The organism is Portibacter lacus (genome assembly GCF_021533215.1).
Lineage (GTDB): Bacteria > Bacteroidota > Bacteroidia > Chitinophagales > Saprospiraceae > Portibacter > Portibacter lacus.
Genome location: NZ_JAJNKA010000003.1, coordinates 383,047 through 404,101, shown reverse-complemented (window position 1 = coordinate 404,101; position 21,055 = coordinate 383,047). Strand labels below are relative to the sequence as shown.

Here is a 21,055-nt window from a genome sequence, read left to right as displayed (position 1 = left end):
TAATTGCTTTTCAGATTTAATTTTTAGTTTTGCGTCATGAAGGAAATCAGTGTTTATGTAATAGGTACTTTAGCAGCAATGCTTTTTGTTCTAGGTTCTTGTAGATATCAGGAAAGCTACTATGACAAAGATGATGCGATGGTAACGTTTTCTAAGGATACACTGAGGTTCGATACTGTTTTTACTACAGTAGGATCCGCAACACGAAGTTTCAAAATCCGCAATCCTTATAATGATGTTTTAAATCTTTCTAGGGTTTCCTTAGAAAAAGGATCTAGTAGTTTTTTTAGGCTAAATGTGAATGGTGTAGGTGGGTTAGATGTGGAAAATATCGAGATTCCAGCAAAGGACAGTATCTATGTTTTTGCTGAAGTTACCATTGATCCAGACATGGATCTTTCGGTAAGTCCTTTTATTATAGATGAAAAGGTGAATATCGAGGTTAATGGCAGCAAACAAGTGGTTGTGCTAGAAGCTTGGGGACAGAATGCTAATTATATACCAAATAACACTGCTAAAGGAAAGTTCGCATTGCTTTCATGTGACCTAGGAACTGAAATATGGGATGACCCGAAACCTTATGTAATCTATGGAATCCTTTTAATCGATAGTTGCACACTAGAACTACCGGCCGATTGTAAAGTTTACGTTCACGGAGGAATTGCATTTACAGAAGATTTTGCTTCTTATAATGATGGAAGAATTATTGTTCTAAAGGATGGTAGCTTAGTTACGAAAGGAAGTCCAGAACAACCAGTTATTATCCAAGGTGATCGATTAGAAGAGTATTATCGAGAAGACCAAGCTCAATGGACTGGTATTCAGATTTTTCCAGAAAGTAGAGGAAATGATTTCAAGCATACGATTATAAAAGATGGAATCACTGGCTTATCGATTGATTCCTTTGCCAATGCTAATCTAGATGGCGTACAGATATACAATCATGCCTCAAGAGCGCTTGTTTCCTTTCATGTGAATGAGCTTAATATTAAGAATTCGCTTTTTCATAGTGCACAGACGGAAACGGTGCTATTGAAATATGGAGGGAATATCAACATAGATTATTCTACGATTGCCGGGTATGGAGATATGAATGCAGCCTTGTATGTAGATAATTTCAGATGCACTGAAGAGGTCTTTTGTGGTCCTATCTTAGTTAATCCAGTCAATTTAAAAGTTAGAAATACAGTTATCAGTGGAAATGGAACAGATGAACTTGCGCTTGTAGATGGTACTTTTGGAGAAGTTCCTGGTACGATGAACTTCGCAATGGAGAATTGTGCTCTAACCATTGATTCCTTGCTGAACAATAACAACTACCCTAATTTCTTCGATAGTTGTCCAGGTTGTTTTACCATTTCTTTAGGTGAAAATCTTTTTGCAGACTTAGATGAATCAGATTTTCATTTGGATACATTATCTCAATTAGAAAATCGAGCCATTCCTATTCTAGGAATTCAAGAAGATATAGAAGGAAATATGAGAGACGCATTGACGCCAGATGTTGGCTGCTATGAATATCAGTTCTTATAGACTTGCCTTAGATAATGCTCTTGCAGCCATATCCCTTAAGCCAGATTGGTATAATGCGCCATCATGTCTTTCTAGTACTCGTCCTTTTTGGTCAAGAATAAGAAGTGTAGGAAAACCCGCAACACCATACATTACGCCCAGATTAGGGCCATTGTGCTTTTCGCCATCTACTTTATAATTGACAAAATTAGCCTTCATATACTTTGTCATCTCATCATCGGAGAAAACATCCTGGTCCATTAACTTGCATGGTGTACACCAGTCTGTGTAGATATCCACAAAAACTAATTTATTTCCTGCAATAGCATGATCGACTACCTGAGTTAAGGTCGTTTTCTCATTGTGGTGGAAATCCATTTTATCTATCTTCTGAACCTTAGGTTTTGGAGATCTTTTCTGAGCCGTATCTTTGGAAGATGTGCAACCGAAAGAAATGAGCGTGATTAGAAATAAGTAAAGTATAGTTTTCATATAATAAATAGACATTAAAAACTTAAACGTCCCCTTAACTTAAGAAATTTTAATTTTTGATCGCTTCAATCATTTTTTAATGATTCTTTAAGATAATTCAATTTTTTCTTAGAAGCTCTTGCATTTTCCTTGGCGATTTGATAGCCAAGTTTTCCATCGAGAAATCCACCTTTTAAGTAGTACGATTTTATAAATCGAAATGAAGGTTTTAAAAATGAAAAAAGATTCGGGCTTTCGTTTCCCTCTGCCATTTTAATGGCACCTAATCGAGCGTAGTGGTCCAGTTTTAGTGTTAGTTCTTGGATATCTCGATAGGAATAATGATTAATATAACCTGGCAGGACACTTTTAGTATGACAGGGTGCGCCTATGAGTTGTTCATGAACTTTAGCATGGTTCCATTTTGCTGTTGCTCTATGATAGAATCGGAATTTAATATCTGGATTCCATTCGCCATATTTGATAGCTGTGGTTCCGATATAATTTAATCGCCTAAATCCATATAAAACTTGCTTGTCGAGTTCCTGGTTTAGAATGGAACCGACCATTTGTGGATCTAATCGTTCATCTGCGTCTATGGATAAGATCCAATCATGCTTTGCTTTCTCGGCACCGAAATTTTTGGCTTTACCATAGCCTTCCCATTTTTTAGAAAATACTCGAGCACCCGCGGCTTCTGCTCGAAGCAAGGTTCCATCATCGCTCAGACTATCCACAACAACTAAATCTTGCGAGACCTGAAGGCAGGAATTAAGGCAATCTGTAATTTGAGATTCCTCATTGCCAGTTATAATAACAACTGAAATATTATTTTTCGAGTCGAGCATAGGCAACAAAATAGGGATTTCGTAAGACTTCTTTATTATAAGTTAATCCCTTGCCTGTTTCTTCATTTACGACACTTCCGCCGGCTTCTTCTAAAATGATTTGTGCAGCTGCGGTGTCCCATTCCATCGTTGGCGCAATTCGGGGATATAATTCAGCACCTCCAGATGCTAATATTAAAAACTTCAGTGAACTTCCTTTTGATACTAAGTTAGGCTGATTTAATTGGTCAATAAATTTCTGAGTGCCTTCATTTAAGTGAGATCTAGAACAGACTACACCTAGATTCGGATCATCCATTTTGAACGCATTCGCCTTCAGTTCCAGAATTTCGGTTCCTTTTTTGTGGAATGCGCCTTTATTGCTGAAAGCATAGTATAGATCATCTGTAACAGGCGTATAAACAATACCTCCGACCACTTTATCCTTCTTAATTAATGCAATATTAACCGTAAACTCTCCATTTCTCTTTATAAATTCTTTAGTACCATCTAATGGATCGACTAACCAGAAATAGTCGTAGTCTTTTCGAACTTCATATGGTACTTCCTTATTCTCTTCTGAAATAATTGGGATCTCAGGAAACAACGTAACGAGACCATCACATATAATGGTGTTGGCTGCTTGATCAGCCTTTGTTAACGGGGAGTCATCACCTTTTACTTCCACTCCGAAATCGTCACTCTCATAAATCTTCAGAATAGCATGGCCAGCATTAATGGCTATTTCTTGTAGTTTTTCTAAATTATCGTCCCAGTTCATATCTTATTTTTAAATTTGTCACTCGCAAAGGTAAAAATTTAAAGCAATGGGTAAAATTTTGGTTACTGGTGGATGTGGATATATCGGTTCACATACGGTCGTAGATTTAATAGAACATGGTTATGATATCATTTCAGTTGATAATTTAATTAACTCGAAAGAGGGTGTTATTGATAATATCAAATCTATAACTGGTGTGGAAATCAAAAATTATGAGGTAGATCTTTGTGATGATGAAGCGCTGAAGACCGTCTTTGCCGAAAATCCTGATATCACAGGTGTTATTCATTTTGCTGCGTTGAAAGCAGTAGGAGAGTCAGTTGAGCAACCAGTTTTGTATTTTAGAAATAATATAAATGGTTTAATTAGCCTAGTGGACTGTTGTGTGAATTCTAATGTGAAACATTTTATTTTCTCATCCTCCTGCACGGTTTATGGGAATGTAGAACACTTACCATGTACTGAGAAATCACCGATCAGAGAAGCAGAATCTCCATATGGTAGAACAAAGCAGATCAGTGAAATGATCATAGAAGATTCGTTCAGACCAACAGATGTAAAGGCGATTAATCTTAGATATTTTAATCCAGCTGGAGCGCACATATCTAATAAACTCGGAGAAGATCCTAAGAAAGTTGCATTAAATTTAGTGCCAGTAATCACAGAAACAGCACTTGGTCTGAGAGATAAGACCGTTGTATTCGGAGATCAATATGATACCAGAGATGGATCATGTATTCGGGACTTTATCCATGTGATGGACCTTGCAGATGCACATACCAAAGCACTTCAATTTTTAGAAACGTCGCCTAAAGCTAAAGCGTTAGATGTGTTTAATCTAGGAATAGGCCAAGGCGTTACCGTATTAGAAGCAATTCATGCTTTCGAAAAAGTAAGTGGTCAGAAACTTAACTACGAAATTGGCCCTCCTCGACCTGGTGATGTTATTGCAATTTATGCAGACTATAGCAAAGCTAGAGAAGAATTAGGATGGAATCCAGAGAAAAATATTGAGGATATTATGGAGACCTCTTGGAAATGGGCTAATAGGTAGTCATCGCTTACTATTTAACATTTACATTTCTATAATAGCTGTTAAAGTGCTGATGGAGACAGCATAGAAATACAGAAGAGCATATCTTTGTTATGAAGTGATTTATTCATTTCTAACCTAATAATTGATTTTGTGAGAGTATTAATAACTATACTTCTTCTTACTTGCTATATGCAAAGTTCTGCTTTGGATTATTACTGGGTAGGTGGAAGTGGAAACTGGTCTGATATTTCACATTGGGCGGCAGTTTCTGGTGGAACCGTAACCTATCCCACAGCACCTACATCCGAAGACAACGTCATCTTTGATGCTAATTCATTTACTGGGCCTAATCAGACGATTACTTTCGTTAATAATATCATTTTTTGCAAAAATATGGATTGGTCTGGAGTTACGAATAATCCGACACTTGCAGGTCCTCGATCAGTAACTATTAATGTATTCGGAAATCTAAGCTTTAGCCCTGGGATGCAACTGGATTTTGAAGGAGAATTAATATTTACTGGTGTAGTAGAAGATAAGGATATAGACTTTAGTGGTCTCACGATTCCAGGTGTCGTGACTTTTGCTGGAGAGAGTAATTGGAATATTTTCTCCATGACCAATGTAGATTCGTTATTGGAAATTAGTAGGGGAAATGTCAATTTTAATGGCATGCCTATCAACTGTAGATTTCTACATATTAATACAACTGGTGCTAAATCCATTGATTTTAGTAATTCTGAGATCATAATCAGTGGTGCATATCTTGATGAATATGGATATAACGGTGACGGCTCAGTTAGTTTTATTATGGACAATTCTAACTTAAATATGGAAGCATCAGGTTCTACGATTCAACTCACTGCGGAAAATGCCACCTTTCATCATACGGGAGGAAATTCAGTTGCTCTGAATGATGTGCTTTTTACTGCAACTACCGGTTCCGTTTACATGACTTCGAATTGGCACACAGAACCATTAATTTTGAGAAATATTAGTTTCGCGTCCAGTGGATTGATAGAAGGAACCATACATGCTGAGAATATAACTTTCGGAGCTGGTGGGAGATATCGCTTCGGAGCAGAAAGGAATTATAAATTTGGAAGCATCACAGCGATGGGAGATTGTGTGGAAGGTGTTGTCCTTATTTCAGATAATCCAGGTTTCGAATCTGTATTTACCATTGCATCGGGAAGTATTGACCTAAATTATATTACACTAAGAGATATTCATGGTGAAGGTGGCGCTACGCTAAATGCGAATAATGGTGTAGACTTAGGAAATAATACGGGATGGATTTTTACAAACTCTACCCCGGTCGATTTTTATTGGATAGGGGGCAGCGGTTCATGGGATGATCCGATGCATTGGTCTTTTACTAGTGGAGGACCACCTTCAGGATGTGTTCCATCAGGAAAGGATAATGCCTTTTTCGATGTGAATTCATTTACGGGACCTAATCAAAGCGTCAGTTTGAATAATGATGGAACATTTATCCATGATATGATATGGAATGGAGTAGTTGGAAATCCAGAGTTTACTGGTGAGGCATTGCAAACAATGATTGTAACGGGTTCTCTCGAACTAGCTGTCGGTATGGAGCATGACATCATGGGATTTTATAATTTCGAATCTCCAGAGGTAGGGAATACTATTCGAATGAATGGGAATATATTTAATGAATCTATTACATTTAGTGGGATAGGTGCAGATTGGACTTTTCTGGATGATGTGGAGGTCTATCGAATTTTGTACTTCCGTTCCGGTACGCTTAATACGAACGGAAACCAAGTTACCGTAACTCGATTTAATGCTAATTCTACCTTAGAAAGAATGTTAATTATTGAAAACAGCAACATCATTCTGAGACAGTCTGCGAATCAAGGGCCGGAATGGAGGGTAAACCTTGAAAATTATACTGTTTCTGCAGATCTATCTAATATCACTTTCAATGATAACGGTGTTTTCAACCACGAAGGTACAGGAAGTAATTATATCCCTTCATATAATGAATTAGTATTTAATGCGCTGATTGGGAGTGTGTATAGTATAAACGGTGCTACTCCGGAAGAAAGAGCAACTATTCATGTTAACCACTTAACCTTTACTGGGAGAGGAAATATGCTAGGCTCGAATGAATTTGGTATTGTAGAGCTGGCGGATGGTTTTGCTTATTCTTTTGACTCAGGTTTTGGGAGGAAACAGTCAATTGATGATCTAAGGACACAAGGAAGTTGTGCTGCGGGATTGACCCAACTGTTTGGGAGTGCTTCCGCGAATTTAGCAAGTATTGAGCTTACCCAGCCACATTTACTTGAAAGAATGTATATAAGAGATCTTGAAGTTCTATCTAATAATTTGACAAGTAACTCATCTATAGACGGTGGTAATAATCTTAATGTAGTTTTTACGGAATTGTCTGGCAGGAGGTTGTATTGGGTAGGTGATGAAGGCATCTGGCAGGAAACAGCTCATTGGTCATTAACGAGTGGCGGCCCTGGAGGAGAGTGTATTCCAACCGCCTTAGATACAGTGGTTTTTGATGAATTATCTTTTTCATTAGACAATCAAAATGTAACCGGAACACCTTCTCAAACGGCTTTTTGTAGCAATATATACAGTTTGAATCTTTTTGGAGATCCTAGGATTGATCTTAATTTTTTAATGGTCAATGGGTCTTTAGAATTTGATCAAACGTTTAGAAATAATATAGATGAGTTCATTTTCATAGGTGCTAATGCAGAAGATGTCATTACAGGAGGTCAAAATATGAATAATGTTAGATTTAGGTCTGAAGGCATCTATACTTTCAGAGATGATCATGAATTTAACCATTATGAACATGACGCTGGACATGTGATTTTTGATGATGTCAATGTTGTGGGTAATTATATGCAGTTTCAGAATGATAATGAAAAAAGCCTTGAGCTGAGAGATAGTAAAATTACACTTTATGATACAGGTGATTATGGCTTTTACGATAGAGGTAATAATTTGATGTTGGATGCGGGAACGTCGGAGTTAATTTTTACGGGAGAATCAGCAGGTGCTTTTTCAAGGTCGGCTATTGAATTAAATAAAGTTACGTTTTCTAATACAGAAGGAACTGGAAATCTAGGATCTCGATATAATTGGCAGGCAACTGATTATACAAGTACAATTGGTGCAAGGAGTATAACTTTTAATGGAAATGGAAGAATCATTGGAAACTTAACATCCGATACTATTATCGGTGTGGCTGGAAAGATCTATGAATTAGATAGTGATAGAGAAGTTTTTGTTTCTGAATATCTGCAATTAAGAGGAAATAATTGTACTCCGATAGAATTAAGGTCATCGATTAATGCAATAAACGCTACGATCTCTATGCCTCCGACCGCTGAAATTGTGATGGATTTTGTCCAGATGAAGGATATTACCGGTGTGGGAGGAGCTGAATTTAATGCAGGAGCAAGGAGTGTGAATGTTGGAAATACAAATATTGGTTGGATTTTTCAAGATGCTCCTGACTTTATTGACACAGGATTTCTAGGAACGGATAGAACGATATGTGAAGGTGAACCAGTCGAATTAACAGCTTTTAGCTACAGCCCAAATGAGGAGTATTTATGGAGTGATGGGTCTACAGATAGTGTTTTTATAACTACGACAGCTGGGACATATTTTGTAGAAGTTCAATTCGAGTCTAATTGTATATTACGTGATACGGTAGTGATTACAGATGCGCAGTTGTACGAAGCTGATCTTCCTGATCAAGTAAATATTTGCAGTGATGGATTCGTCCAACTTGATGCTGCTGTAGCACTTGATGAGGCGACTTATTTATGGGAAGATGGAAGTACGACATCAATGATCGAAGTTACGGAAGCAGGAAAATATAAAGTAGCAATAGAAGCATTAGGCTGTATAACTGAGGATTCTACTGTTGTGGAAATTATCGAAGATCCAGGGCCGTTCCTTCCTGAGGATAGGGCTTTTTGCGAAGGAGAAGTTGTAATTGTTGTTCCATTAATCACAGGCGAATCTTATACTTGGAAGGATGGAAGTGTAGGAGATGACTATGCTTCGGCAACTGGAGACTCTCTCTGGTTAGATTTGGAAATGGAGGGATGTGTATTTCGAGATTCCATTATATTAAGAGCGCTTGCAATTCCTGAGATAGATATGGAAAGTGATACCGCGATATGTGAAAGCGCCACTTTGACGATTTCGCTTTCTTCGGCGAATACTTATTTGTGGAATGATGGAAGTACATCTAATGAATATGAAATTAATACTTCAGGTAAATACATCGTAGAAGCTGAAAACAATGGATGCATTAATAAAGACTCTATTCAAGTGAGCTTGCTACCTTCGCCAATTGTGGATATAGGGAATGATATCCGAAGCTGTATTTCAGAAGATGTTTTTCTAAGTGTGCCAGATCCCAATGTTGATTTTGTGTGGGAAGATGGAAGTAACGATATGGATAGAGCTATCGAGGTTTCAGGCGAATACTGGTTAGAAGTAGAAGAAGACGGATGTGCAGGTCGGGACACGATTATTGTTGAATTGTTAAGTTTGCCTGTAATAGACTTAGGATTGGATACGGTAGTTTGTGAATATGAAATTTTTATAGTAGATCCAGTTTCGCTTTCTAATGGCGATATTCGATGGCAGGATGGAAGTACAGAGGAAACATTCGAAGTTGTTTCCCCAGGATTGATAACTGCTAGTATTTTTGATGGTGAATGCAGTAATACAGATAGTATTATGGTAGATTTCAAAGATTGCACATTTTTTGATATCTATATACCAAATGTCTTTTCGCCGAATGAAGATGGATATAATGACTTTTTCGATATTCATTTACCAGAGAATTTAATTGTAGAATCCTTTTCGATTCAAATTTTTGATCGGTGGGGGAATAGGGTTTTTTCAAGTTTGAATATCAATGATTCTTGGGATGGGAAATTGAATACGGAGACTTTATCTGCAGGTGTATACATCTATTTTATTGATTTGGATTACATCGATGAGAATGGTCCTGGAAGTGAGTTTATTTCTGGAGATATTGGAATTGTAAGATAGGAATTTCACTTACTTGTCCTCTTCGTCAACTCTCTGTAAAACTGCTTTTTGATATCCGCCCATTTTATAGGACTCGACAGAAGGAATGTCATCCTTTCCTCCCGTTATATTAGGATCATCGGACTTGCCAAATAATATTTCAAAGGTCATCCTACCATCTGTTTCAAGAGTATAAATTGAAGAAATTAAACTTCCTTGCACATCAAATGTACTGATCATTTTATCCCCGATTAAATAGCTATCCAAGATAATCCCATTTTTTTCATCTACCTGATAATGGCCAGTTTCAGTGGAAATAGTCTTTAGAAAGTAAGGCCTAGTTCCTTTTTCTTCATCCTCTCCATAAATAAGATACCAACCATAAGTTCCGATGGTATCGGTCTCGAAATTCCATATCTTCATCGGTACTTCTTTAATTGGCTTTGTAGCAGAATAAATCATTAATGTTCCCTCCCATTTTCCCATCCAGTGGGATAGCTTGGAAGAATCGCTTACTGTTATAAATGTCGACTCCAAATGGTCGTCTTGCCATAGAAGTGAATGAATTCTATTGGTTGATTCGTAATTACCCTGATTAGTAGCCATTAAAGCAGGTATACTAATTAACATTATCGCTAAGTAAATGAGAAAGGATTTCATAAAAATGATAAATTTGACCATGATTAAATACATACTAACAGTAACATCGATATTGATTAGCTTATCCTCTTTCGGACAAGACTATTTCCAACAGGAAGTTGACTATGATATAAAAGTCAAGTTAATAGATAGTATCCATACTTTAGAAGGTGATATTAAAATTACTTATAAAAATAATTCACCAGATGCTTTATCTGAAATATATATGCACCTTTGGGGGAATGCATTCAAAAATAGAACAACTGCATTTGCAAAGCAAAAAGTAAGATCGTTCAATACCGATTTCTACTATGCTGAAGAGGAAGAATTAGGATTTTATTCCAATTTAGATTTTAAAGTCAATGGAAATTCGGTGACTTGGAAGTTAGATGAGGAAAACATTGACATAGGAAAAATTACCCTTTCTCAACCATTAGGTCCTGGGGAAACGATAACGATTAGCACACCATTTTCACTAAGAATTCCTAATTCATATTCTAGATTAGGTCATGTCGAAACATCCTATCAGATGACTCAATGGTTCCCAAAACCTGCAGTGTACGATCGAAATGGATGGCATCAGATGCCTTACTTAGATATGGGGGAATTTTATTCGGAGTTCGGAGATTTTAATGTCGAAATAACGCTGCCTGAAAATTACTATGTAGGAGCTACTGGTTTATTACAAAACGAATCGGAGAAGGCTTTTCTAAAGGAAAGAATTAAATATACAGATCAATACTTATTAGATACATTAAGAGATCATTCGGCTTATCCTGCATCTTCGATGAAAATGAAGACGCTTAAGTATACCGCGGAGCGCGTTCATGATTTCGCTTGGTTCGCTGATAAGCGATTCTTAGTTCAGAAAGATGTGGCCACTTTATCTTCTGGTAAAGATGTCGATTGTTGGGTGTTTTTTACCGACCTAGAAAAAGACTTATGGAAGGATGGTGCTTTCTATGTGAAGCGGGCAGTTGAGTTTTATTCTGAAAGAGTGGGGGATTATCCCTATCCACATGCAACGGCGGTTCAAAGTGCACTAAGTGCTGGAGCGGGGATGGAATACCCAATGATCACCGTTATCGGAAGATCTGTGACAGCACCTGCTTTAGATCAGGTTATAACGCATGAAGTCGGACACAATTGGTTTTACGGAATTCTCGCCAGTAATGAGCGAGATTTTCCATGGATGGATGAAGGCATGAACTCTTACCATGATCACAAGTACACCTCTATATATTACGATGATTATGATGAGGCAGGTGGTATTATGCCAAAGAAAATAGAAAGGCAGATGGAGTATTCTACTTTGTCTTTAGCCTACCAAGTATGGGCGCGAATCGGAAAGGATCAGGCGCCGAATACTACTTCGAATGATCTAACAACGCTGAATTACTTTCTAGGAGCTTACGAAAAACCGGCGATGGCGTTCAAGCTGCTAGAAAATTATATCGGTGAGGAGCAATTAGTAACTGCTATGCGAAAGTACTATGATGAGTGGAAATTTAGGCATCCTCAACCGGAAGATACGAAGGCGAGCTTTGAGCATTCTACAGGATTAGACCTAGATTGGTTGTTTGATGGGATGTTGTTTTCAAATCAAGTGTATGATTATAAGGTAAAGTCTATCAATTTAAATGAGGGGACCATTGAAATAGAAAATAATGGAATGGTAGCGGCCCCGATTAATCTAACTTATTATACAGATACGGCAGTAGGTGAAACCGTGTGGTATGATGGATTTCTAGGCTCGAAGAAATTGCCCTTGGTCAATAAGGAAGTGAAAATAGTCGAGTTAGACAAGGAAAGAATTAGTCTCGATATAAAGCCTTCGAATAATGATTACAAAATAAAAGGCGGTGCAGTCGGTAGTAAATTAAAGTTACGGTGGTTAAGTGGTCTGACAACGAGTAAAACAGAGAAGATATTTATGCTGCCAATCATTGGCTTTAATTCTGCAGATCAATTGCAAGTTGGAATAGCTTTTCATAATTACGGGATTCCACTTAGCAATTTCCAGTATTATATCCAGCCTGGGGTGGGATCGCGAGACGGTTCACTTATCGGTTCGTTCGAATTCAGACGTGATTTTCCTCAGCGGACAGGAAAACTGAGAAATGTATCTATAGCGCTAGGTGGAAAATCATTCCATGAATCCTATAATGAACGCTTCGATTATTCATTACGATTTACAAGAATTCAGCCATCGATAGAGTTTGAATGGAAAGATAAGTTAGTGAGTCCGATTGCACATTATGTAAGATATAGGCCCATAGGTATTGTCACAGAAAATGCTAGAATTGGTCGAGAGACTGGATTCGAAGGGAAAGATAGAAATTTAGCAATTATTCATAATGCGGAGTATAATTATTTACGTCGTTCACCTATTGCACCGCTTGATGTTAAGGTGAATACCGAATTTCAACAGTATAAAAGAGGAGATGCAACGAAGAGGTATTTGAAATTATATGCAAGTGCTGATGCGAAATACGCTTATAAGAAAGGGAAGTTTTTCGAAATTAGAGGATTTGCAGGTTTTTTTCCGTTGCATACTGAAGGAGATATTTCTACTTCTGCAGCAATTGGGAATTTCTCCATGTTCTCTCGAGGATTTAATGATTATCGATATGATCAGCATTTTATCGACCGTAATGGTCAAGAAGGATTCTTTACTAGACAAGTAGCCATTGCTGATGGTGGATTTAAAAATGGAATCACGAATTCGATGCCTATCGGACTTTCGAATAAATATTTGGCTTCTATTAATTTAGCAATTGACTTACCTTTCGGGTGGTCCAAAATGCTTCCTATAAAGCCGTATTTCGATGCAGGGGTGTATAGTTATAAGGCAACCACTTCGGAACCATTCCAACAAGAGGTTTTATACAGTGGAGGCTTGATGATTGATTTTCAGAAGACAATCATGATACATTTTCCTTTGTTTAATTCTGAGAGGATTACTAATATTTATGAACAAACGGCTGCGAATTATTGGCAACGAATCAGTTTTACCATTGACATTAATAAGTTGAATCCACATGGTCTTAAGCATTGGTTCCTGAGATAAGGATCTGTTTGTTTTAAAAGGGAAGATTATTGCTGATTATCAGGTTCACTTTATTGGTTCGACTCATAGATTTCGTACCTTTTCGTTTAATTACTCGCAAATGCTAAAGCCATATCATTTCAAGGAGTCGTTATTTCGAAAAATTTTAAGGAAGAGAAAACACAGTTAACATGTCTAGAAAGTGGAAGAAAAAATCACAAGAAGAGATTAAGAATATTATCTATGGTGCGCTAGAGCAAAATATAAACTACAACAAGCAGAATATTCTCGGTGTTCCTGCATCCTACTTAGATGAAAAAGTCTTTAATCAAGATGCTTATTTTTTAAAGGAAGCACCTTTCATGTTTGCCTTGACTCAGAACCCGAATCATATCGGTTGCCATACCACAGGAACGTCTGAACCTTTTTTCAAAGGGACTCATGAGATAGAGAAGAAATTGATTGAAATCTGTGCTACGGATATACTGAAAGGAGGCGAAGGAGAGCAAGATGGTTATGTGGCATCCGGAGGGACAGAGGCTAATATTCAAGCAATCTGGATTTATAGAAATTATTACAAAAGAAAGTTTTCAGCTGAAGCTAGTGAAATTGCGATCATATGTAGTGCGGATAGTCATTATTCGATGGATAAAGCGGCTAATTTATTATCCATTCCGATTTACAAAATACCGGTGGATGAGTTTAGTAGAAAGATGAGTTCGGAGTCCATTGGAAGTGTTATTGAACAAGCAAAGGGAGATGGAGTTAAGCATTTAATTGTGGTTTGTAATATGATGACGACGATGTTTGGTTCTGTGGACGATATAGATGTGATGACCGGAGTGCTTGAGACCTCAGGCTGTCATTTTATGATACATGTAGATGGTGCATATGGCGGTTTCTATTATCCATTTACAGATAAGCAAAGTAAATTGACTTTTAGAAATCCAGCAATTACTTCTTTCACGCTTGATGCCCATAAGATGGCGCAATCTCCATATGGAACAGGGATTTTCTTAATCAGGAAGAATTTTATTCATTATGTGAATACGAAGGAAGCAAGTTACGTCGAAGGAGAAGACTTGACCTTAATAGGAAGTAGATCTGGTGCTAATGCCATTGCTGTCTGGATGATACTTGTGAAAAATGGTCCGCATGGGTGGTTTGAAAAGACCCTCATCTTGCAGAAACGGACGGAGTGGTTATGTGAGAAACTTACCGCATTGGGAATAGGATATTTCAGAAATCCAAAATCAAATATTGTGGCTATTAGGGCGACTCCAGGAATGGAGAAAGTGGCATCAAAGTTTAGTCTTGTACCTGATAGTCATTCATCACCAAGCTGGTTCAAAGTAGTGATCATGGACCATGTTACAATTGAGAAGTTAACCTTGCTTGTAGAAGATCTTGAGGTGTCTTTGTCTTAGATAAATTAAATGGTGAAATAGAAATGAATTGGATATTATTAATCATTGCAGGATTGTTTGAAGTTGGATTTGCTGCTTGCTTAGGAAAGGCAAAACATGCGACTGGAACAGAGATGCTCTATTGGTATGGAGGCTTTGCGGTATGCTTGGCAATAAGCATGGCTTTACTTATTAAGGTGACGCAAGAATTACCTATCGGTACAGCATATGCGGTGTGGACTGGGATAGGAGCTGTGGGAACGGTATTGGTTGGGATCATTATATTTAAGGAGCCTGCAACTTTTTGGCGTATGTTTTTTCTAACGACATTAATTTGTTCTATTGTCGGATTAAAATTTGTTGCACATTAAAAGCAGATATTTTGTAATTTTAAGTAAACGTAGAAATGCCTAGCCCAATCAAAAGACATCCAGATCTGCAACCAGTGAGCCGTGAACATCATCACGGGTTGTTATTATCTTTTAAAATCAGGCAAGGAATCAAGTATGATATTGATCCTAAGAGAGTTAAGAAATATGTCGATTGGTTTTGGGCGAATCATTTAGAGCAGCACTTTGAATTTGAAGAGCAGTACATTTTTCCGATTCTTCCGGTAGGAAATGAATTAGTAGAAAAGGCTTTAGCGGACCATAAGCATCTGAAACAACTTTTTGCTTCAGATGATCCTTTAGAAGAGGTTTTATCTGAAATAGAAGCTGGAATTGTGGCACATATTAGATTTGAAGAAAGAGTTTTGTTTCAAGAGGTAGAGAAAGTAGCCAATGAAGAACAACTTGCTCATATCAAAGAAATGCATGAGCTCATTGCACCGGAAGAATGGCCGGACGAGTTTTGGAATAAAAAATAGAAGAATCTCTAGGTCATTTTGGACGAATGCATGAACACTATTTAATGAAATATAAATATACACTTCATGAAAAAAATCATTTACTATGTCGCGGTTTCTCTGGATGGATATATTTGCGGCCCCTCTAATGATGTATCCAAATTTAGCTTTCAATCAAAATTAGTAGACCAATATCAAGAGGATTTACTCTCCTTTAAGACCACGATCATGGGAAGGAATACTTATGAGTTCGGGTATGATTTTGGTTTGCCACCAGGAATGCCTGCTTATCCTCATATGGAACATTTTATTTTTTCGAATAACCTAACCTTCGAAGAGCAGTCACCTCAGGTGCATGTAGAACCTTTAGATATCGCTAGAGTTGATGCGATTAAAGAAGCTTCCTGGACGGATGTTTATTTATGTGGCGGTGGAGAATTAGCTGGATGGTTATTGGATCACGGTAGAATTGACCAATTGAAATTGAAAGTTAATCCTATTATTTTGGGTGGGGGAGTGAGACTATTCGGGTTGTCTGAATCGTCTCCTCGATGTAAATTAATCGAGAAAAAGGATTACGAAAATGGTCTTAAGCTTGAAACGTATGATTTGTTTTATTATTTAGCCTTCTAGTTTCTGGATAAACGAGGAAACGAATAATTTCATTAGTTGGAAGAAAAACTAGAGTTCATATTTTCTCTACTCGAGATGTATCATTTCGATGCTTCGTTGTAATGATAAATCGGACTTAAGCGTATTAGATTTCTATTTATTGTTGTTGATAAAAATGGGTCCTATGAGTTTGTTTGGCTAATGTCATTTTGAATTAGAATGAAAAGAAAGAAGAATAATTTAATATTCAATAGGTTGATTATTTAAAATTTTGATGTATCTTTTGAGTGAATTGGCATTAAAGACATCGTGAAAGGGAGTTAAGATTCTACTTTTTTGAATGGTTTAGTGTACTCATCTTTTTATAAATATCAATCATTAGATCACTAAAATCCTACAATTATGAAGAATTTCAAGCAAAACGTAATTCAGAAAGATAAGAAAGACCTTGCCTTTGTGGCTCCGTCTATTACAAAGTATATGGTAAGAGAATTGATAACCTTTAACCCTGATACAAGAATAATTGAGGCAATAGAAACATTACTTAAGAATAGAATTACTGGGGCTCCAGTATTAAATCATTCGGGTGAAGTTGTGGGGCTTATAGATGATAAGGATTGTCTCCACGTGTTAATGAGTAGTGCGTATAATAACCATCCTGTTGATAGAGATACCGTGAGTGATTACATGTCTAATGTAATGAAGAGTATTTCTGTTGATTCTGATATTTTGGATGCAGCGACGATTTTTACTTCCACACCATATAAGAGATTAATTGTTCTGGATGATAAAGGTAAGTTGGTTGGTCAGATCAGTAGAAGGGATGTACTTCGGGCGATTAATGAATTAAATCATACGACTTGGTAAGTGGTTGGATTGTGGTGTTTCAGACTAAATTTCAAGGTCCTATGGTATTACTAGTTTCAAAGTTATAGACTATTCTATATCTCGACCTGAAGTCCAAGATACTTTAGGATTAAGTTTGGTTGTTGTGTCTAGGATTAAATTCCAAGGCCCATTGAGAATTCTAATAAATAAAAAACGAATTACTACTCTGCTTTTTGTATAATTGTCAATATTCGATCTCCTTCTCGAACTTGAAATTCCTCAACTTCTATGAAATCTGCAGGAACATCAAATTTTAGTTTGTCAATGACATAAAATACGCCAGTTTCAGTATGTTCATAATCTCGATGTGTTATTTTTTCACGTCGAGAACTAATGTAATACGAACTGGTATAGTCAATCTTGCTTCCTTCGAATAATCTGAAATCTAAGTCTTTGTATTTTTCCCCTATTGCTATTGCTTCGGCTTTATATTTTGTTGCCACATCATGTTCATAACGATCTGGAATAATAAAAAAGTTAAATCCAATTCTGACTATGATTAATGCACAAATGAAAGTGATCAGTCGCTGAGATTTATGTTGGTAGAAATAATATGCAAGGAATAACAAAGGTATAGCAACGACCATAGATTTCACAAAAGGAAAAGGAACGTCATTAAGTCTTTCTATGAACGGGAATGCTATACTTAGCAAGGCACCTACACAAATGGTAAATATCGAGAAATAGATAAACACCTTATATAATAGCGTTTCTTGCTCGTAGTGGTTTTTATGAAAGTAGAGAAATACCGAAAATAATAAAGGTATAAGCATTAAGATATATCTCGGATAGACTTCTATCGATGCCCAATACACTAAAATATTGACCGCGAAAATGATGGCACAGTACTTTATGAACTCATTCTCGAATAGAATTTTTACCAGATCTTTCCTAAATAAATAGATAATCATAATTGACCAAGGAAAGAAGTCATATGTATTCTGAAAAGGATATGTAATTAAATGCCTGAAGAAATCCCAGATATCGTGTTTGTCATGCATTAACGTTCTTCTGGTTGACTGATCAAGCAGACCAGTTATGGCATTGTTATCTGGATTAGCATTGAAATAATATAAATAATACGAACCTACGATCGCAACAAAAACTAAAATTCCAAAGAAGAGATCCTTAGAAAATAAGCGCTTCAAATCTTTTTTGTATCCAAAGAATACAGCCAAACTTAGCCCTTGAAACAGTATGGTAGGAAAACCCTTAAGCATGAATCCAACTGCTGCTAGAAAAAAGGATAACAAAAATAATTTTCTGTATTGTCCTTTCTGGTAGCAATGGAAAATAACCATCAGCTGCATATAGGTTACCCAAGAATAGCACATATCTATATAGCCTAGCATGGAATCCCAAAACAAAATTCTTCCACAGGTAACAAATAACATCGCATTAATAAATGCAAAGTTCTTATCGTAGTACTTTTTTGAGTAAAAGTAAATAGTTCCGGCATATACACCTAGGAAAATTAAGGTTGGAATTCGAAACGCCCATTCTGTTTTCGTTCCGAAAATGAGATAGGAAATATTTAGGATCCAATTATATAGTGGAGGTTTCGAGTAGTATAATGTACCATTTAAAGTAGGGGTAAAAAAATCACCCGATAGTTTCATTTCTAAGGCGACTAACGCTCTTATTGATTCGTCCTCGTTAAGCGTAATTAAATCTAAGTGGATCAGAAATGCTGGAATACAAAGCAATATTGCTAAACCATACCAAAAATAATCAGGTAGTTTTACTGCTTTCATACTTTAGGCAAATATATTAATTCTGTACAATTAGACTTAATGAACATGTTACTAGCTACTCGTTGAATATCGGCAGCTGTGACAGAACGATAAAGATCAGATTGTTTATTGATGAGTGAAATATCACCGATCATCTCATAATATCCTAGATTAATAGCCTTGTTTAAATTATTCACTTCTGAAAAAACGAGAGCACTTTCTATTTTATTCTTAACTTTTTCTAACTCTTCTTCCGAAAGAGGCTCAGATTTCAAGATTTCAAGCTCGTTCCAGATGGCGTCGATTGCCTCAGAAGTGTCTATTTGGTCTTGTGGTTTTGCTTCGATTAAAAATAAACCAGGGTCTACAGTTCCAGTAATGTAGGCATCGATATAGCTAAATAATTCTTGGTCTTTTAGTAATCGCTGGTAGAACCGGGAAGATCTGCCTCCGCTTAAAATATCTGAAATTACATCACATACATAAAAATCGAAACTCGATCGATCTCCCATGTGAAAGTTCAAATAAATAGATTTTAAAGGAACATTAGCTTCTTTTATAATCTGCTGAAATTCCGTTTGTGGCTCTTCAGCTTCCCATGTCTTCGTAATTACTTCACCAGCTTCGATGTCACCGAACCATTTTTCAGCACTTTCGAAGGCCTTTTCTATTTCAATATTACCTGAGATAGATAAAATGGCATTGTTCGGTAGATAGTATTTTTTATAGAATTTCTGCACATCTTTTAATTGTGCTTTTTCGATATGCTCTGGAATTAAGCCAATAGTTGGCCACCGATATGGATGTTTTTTATAGGCTGCTGCCGATACATCATGCCACACTTGGCCGTAAGGTTGATTTAAAGTGGTTTCCTTGAACTCTTCAATCACTACTTTTTGCTGAATTTCAAATTCTTTTTTTCCACATACTAGTGAACGCATGCGATCAGATTCTAGCCAAAGTGCTGTTTCGAAATTCTCTGCTGGAAGAATTTCGTAAAAATTAGTGATGTCGTTATTGGTGAAAGCATTGGATTCGCCACCTGCCTTTTGGATAGGATCATCAAAGTCAGATACGTTTTCTGAACCTGAAAACATCAGATGCTCGAAAAGGTGTGCAAAGCCAGTTTTATTAGGTTCTTCGTTTTTAGAACCAACATTATAAAGTATGTTTATCGCTACAAGTGGCGTACTTTTATCTTCATGAACAATAACCCGAAGTCCATTGCTTAATACTCTTCTTTCGTAAGAAATCACTTAATATTAGATTGTTAGGCACAAATATACATGGATATTTTCTACCCCTAGTTAAATTTCCAGATATTATGCGTTTATGTTAAAATGTAAAATAGCTGACATAAAAACGCATTTTCTGCATAGGGGTTGGGACATTTCTTTCGTTAATAAAGTCTATATTGTATAAAAATTACCCTAAGAGAGAATGATACCTGTTTTACTTTTTAAAACTTGGTATACTATGAAACAATTAAGCAGCTTGCTCATTCTTGTAATCCTAATCACTGCAGGAATGACATCATGCCAAAAAGAAAATTTAGACGTTGTAGAAGCGTTTGATTTGGAATCACATACTGGTAGATACGATTTCAACATCGAACTGGAAACGCTTCGAGACGGAGTAAAGACAATTACGGAGCATCAATCCATAGGATATGTAACAAGAGAAAACGATCATATGATCAAGGTTCTCTTTGACTTTGCAGCTCCAAAAGTGAATTGTGTTTATGAGTACATTGTGAAAAGTGATGGCTCATTTTTCTCGACATATCGTGGAGCTGGAGAGCGCACGGGAAAGTTTGAGGAAACATCTATCGTCTTCGAAGAGACAATAGATTTAGGCAATGGAAACTATAAACATTTAGATTTCCATGGTTTTTCAACCCTGAAATAAAGATAAACTAATACTTATGTAAGCAGTAACTAAGCTTATACCTAATTTAATTAAGCCGGAATACAGCAGTCAAGTATTTCGGCTTAATCTTTTTATGACCTATTGGAGTTAATCTCTATTCTACCTTACTCCTTAACTCCATTAATTTTACTTAGAAACATTTCACACTTGAGGGGGACTCTTTTTGATTAAGAAAGACATTCTGAAAGGATACTCAATGATATGTGAATAGGTGTGATTTGTTAATCTGAGGGATCAGAAAGGGGAGATGTTTTGTTACTATTTCATTTTTAAGTT

16 protein-coding genes are annotated in these 21,055 nt (G+C 36.7%); 10 read left to right on the top strand and 6 right to left on the bottom strand.

What is annotated here, in order from left to right; translation table 11 throughout:
• The first annotated feature begins 36 nt into the window (after window positions 1-36).
• Window positions 37-1,533, top strand: a complete 1,497-nt coding sequence (locus tag L2586_RS06815) for a hypothetical protein (RefSeq protein ID WP_235292051.1) — start codon at window positions 37-39, stop codon at window positions 1,531-1,533.
• Here L2586_RS06815 and L2586_RS06810 read toward each other — a convergent pair.
• The 3 genes from L2586_RS06810 to cysQ form a co-directional block, all read right to left on the bottom strand.
• Complete coding sequence (locus L2586_RS06810) at window positions 1,528-2,004, bottom strand: thioredoxin family protein (protein ID WP_235292050.1); 477 nt, start codon at window positions 2,002-2,004, stop codon at window positions 1,528-1,530. The two genes, L2586_RS06815 and L2586_RS06810, sit on opposite strands and share 6 nt — an antisense overlap.
• Window positions 2,005-2,069: 65 nt before the next feature.
• Window positions 2,070-2,831 carry a glycosyltransferase family 2 protein gene (locus L2586_RS06805; RefSeq protein WP_235292049.1) on the bottom strand — a complete coding sequence of 254 codons (762 nt, stop codon included), beginning with the start codon at window positions 2,829-2,831 and terminating at the stop codon, window positions 2,070-2,072.
• A complete protein-coding gene (cysQ, locus tag L2586_RS06800; RefSeq protein WP_235292048.1) occupies window positions 2,812-3,591 on the bottom strand; it encodes a 3'(2'),5'-bisphosphate nucleotidase CysQ in 780 nt (259 codons plus the stop codon). Before cysQ ends, L2586_RS06805 begins: the two co-directional genes overlap by 20 nt.
• A 46-nt stretch (window positions 3,592-3,637) precedes the next feature.
• Here cysQ and galE point away from each other — a divergent pair, with 46 nt between their 5' ends.
• Entirely contained in the window at window positions 3,638-4,645 is a 1,008-nt protein-coding gene (gene galE / locus L2586_RS06795; protein WP_235292047.1) for a UDP-glucose 4-epimerase GalE, read from the top strand.
• A 132-nt stretch (window positions 4,646-4,777) separates the two neighbouring features.
• On the top strand, window positions 4,778-9,697 hold the full coding sequence (locus tag L2586_RS24640) for a gliding motility-associated C-terminal domain-containing protein (protein ID WP_235292046.1): 4,920 nt from the start codon (window positions 4,778-4,780) through the stop codon (window positions 9,695-9,697).
• A gap of 9 nt (window positions 9,698-9,706) precedes the next feature.
• On the opposite strand, the gene L2586_RS06785 is transcribed toward L2586_RS24640, so the two are convergent.
• Entirely contained in the window at window positions 9,707-10,336 is a 630-nt protein-coding gene (locus tag L2586_RS06785) for a hypothetical protein (RefSeq protein ID WP_235292045.1), read from the bottom strand.
• Window positions 10,337-10,355: 19 nt separating this feature from the next.
• Between L2586_RS06785 and L2586_RS06780 the strand changes: the two genes are divergently transcribed.
• The 6 genes from L2586_RS06780 to L2586_RS06755 all read left to right on the top strand — a co-directional run bounded on the left by L2586_RS06780 (window position 10,356) and on the right by L2586_RS06755 (window position 17,096).
• Window positions 10,356-13,385 (top strand): M1 family metallopeptidase, encoded by a 3,030-nt coding sequence (locus L2586_RS06780; protein ID WP_235292044.1) that lies wholly within the window; start codon window positions 10,356-10,358, stop codon window positions 13,383-13,385.
• 170 nt (window positions 13,386-13,555) lie between these two features.
• Window positions 13,556-14,791 (top strand): pyridoxal phosphate-dependent decarboxylase family protein, encoded by a 1,236-nt coding sequence (locus tag L2586_RS06775; RefSeq protein WP_235292043.1) that lies wholly within the window; start codon window positions 13,556-13,558, stop codon window positions 14,789-14,791.
• Window positions 14,792-14,814: 23 nt separating this feature from the next.
• Window positions 14,815-15,141 carry a DMT family transporter gene (locus tag L2586_RS06770; protein WP_235292042.1) on the top strand — a complete coding sequence of 109 codons (327 nt, stop codon included), beginning with the start codon at window positions 14,815-14,817 and terminating at the stop codon, window positions 15,139-15,141.
• 35 nt (window positions 15,142-15,176) lie between these two features.
• Window positions 15,177-15,638 carry a hemerythrin domain-containing protein gene (locus tag L2586_RS06765; protein ID WP_235292041.1) on the top strand — a complete coding sequence of 154 codons (462 nt, stop codon included), beginning with the start codon at window positions 15,177-15,179 and terminating at the stop codon, window positions 15,636-15,638.
• A gap of 66 nt (window positions 15,639-15,704) precedes the next feature.
• Entirely contained in the window at window positions 15,705-16,250 is a 546-nt protein-coding gene (locus L2586_RS06760; protein ID WP_235292040.1) for a dihydrofolate reductase family protein, read from the top strand.
• Between the two features lie 381 nt (window positions 16,251-16,631).
• Window positions 16,632-17,096, top strand: coding sequence for a CBS domain-containing protein (locus tag L2586_RS06755; protein WP_235292039.1), 465 nt, complete (start codon window positions 16,632-16,634; stop codon window positions 17,094-17,096).
• 182 nt (window positions 17,097-17,278) lie between these two features.
• Here the strand turns inward: L2586_RS06755 and L2586_RS06750 are convergent, their stop codons facing one another.
• A complete protein-coding gene (locus tag L2586_RS06750; protein ID WP_235292038.1) occupies window positions 17,279-18,871 on the bottom strand; it encodes an ArnT family glycosyltransferase in 1,593 nt (530 codons plus the stop codon).
• Window positions 18,868-20,106, bottom strand: a complete 1,239-nt coding sequence (locus L2586_RS06745) for a M16 family metallopeptidase (protein ID WP_235292037.1) — start codon at window positions 20,104-20,106, stop codon at window positions 18,868-18,870. The genes L2586_RS06750 and L2586_RS06745 overlap by 4 nt, the downstream gene beginning before the upstream one ends.
• Before the next feature lie 220 nt (window positions 20,107-20,326).
• On the opposite strand from L2586_RS06745, the gene L2586_RS06740 reads away from it, so the two are divergent.
• Complete coding sequence (locus tag L2586_RS06740) at window positions 20,327-20,758, top strand: hypothetical protein (protein WP_235292036.1); 432 nt, start codon at window positions 20,327-20,329, stop codon at window positions 20,756-20,758.
• Window positions 20,759-21,055: the final 297 nt, after the last annotated feature.

Excerpts from the sequence above, each read along its gene's own strand:
- L2586_RS06755 (WP_235292039.1), top strand. The coding sequence starts at position 16,632 with ATGAAGAATTTCAAGCAAAACGTAATTCAGAAAGATAAGAAAGACCTT.
- L2586_RS06740 (WP_235292036.1), top strand. The coding sequence starts at position 20,327 with ATGAAACAATTAAGCAGCTTGCTCATTCTTGTAATCCTAATCACTGCA.
- L2586_RS06810 (WP_235292050.1), bottom strand. The coding sequence starts at position 2,004 with ATGAAAACTATACTTTACTTATTTCTAATCACGCTCATTTCTTTCGGT.
- L2586_RS06805 (WP_235292049.1), bottom strand. The coding sequence starts at position 2,831 with ATGCTCGACTCGAAAAATAATATTTCAGTTGTTATTATAACTGGCAAT.
- L2586_RS06815 (WP_235292051.1), top strand. The coding sequence starts at position 37 with ATGAAGGAAATCAGTGTTTATGTAATAGGTACTTTAGCAGCAATGCTT.
- galE (WP_235292047.1), top strand. The coding sequence starts at position 3,638 with ATGGGTAAAATTTTGGTTACTGGTGGATGTGGATATATCGGTTCACAT.
- L2586_RS06750 (WP_235292038.1), bottom strand. The coding sequence starts at position 18,871 with ATGAAAGCAGTAAAACTACCTGATTATTTTTGGTATGGTTTAGCAATA.
- L2586_RS06785 (WP_235292045.1), bottom strand. The coding sequence starts at position 10,336 with ATGAAATCCTTTCTCATTTACTTAGCGATAATGTTAATTAGTATACCT.
- L2586_RS06770 (WP_235292042.1), top strand. The coding sequence starts at position 14,815 with ATGAATTGGATATTATTAATCATTGCAGGATTGTTTGAAGTTGGATTT.
- L2586_RS06760 (WP_235292040.1), top strand. The coding sequence starts at position 15,705 with ATGAAAAAAATCATTTACTATGTCGCGGTTTCTCTGGATGGATATATT.
- cysQ (WP_235292048.1), bottom strand. The coding sequence starts at position 3,591 with ATGAACTGGGACGATAATTTAGAAAAACTACAAGAAATAGCCATTAAT.
- L2586_RS06780 (WP_235292044.1), top strand. The coding sequence starts at position 10,356 with ATGATTAAATACATACTAACAGTAACATCGATATTGATTAGCTTATCC.
- L2586_RS06765 (WP_235292041.1), top strand. The coding sequence starts at position 15,177 with ATGCCTAGCCCAATCAAAAGACATCCAGATCTGCAACCAGTGAGCCGT.
- L2586_RS06775 (WP_235292043.1), top strand. The coding sequence starts at position 13,556 with ATGTCTAGAAAGTGGAAGAAAAAATCACAAGAAGAGATTAAGAATATT.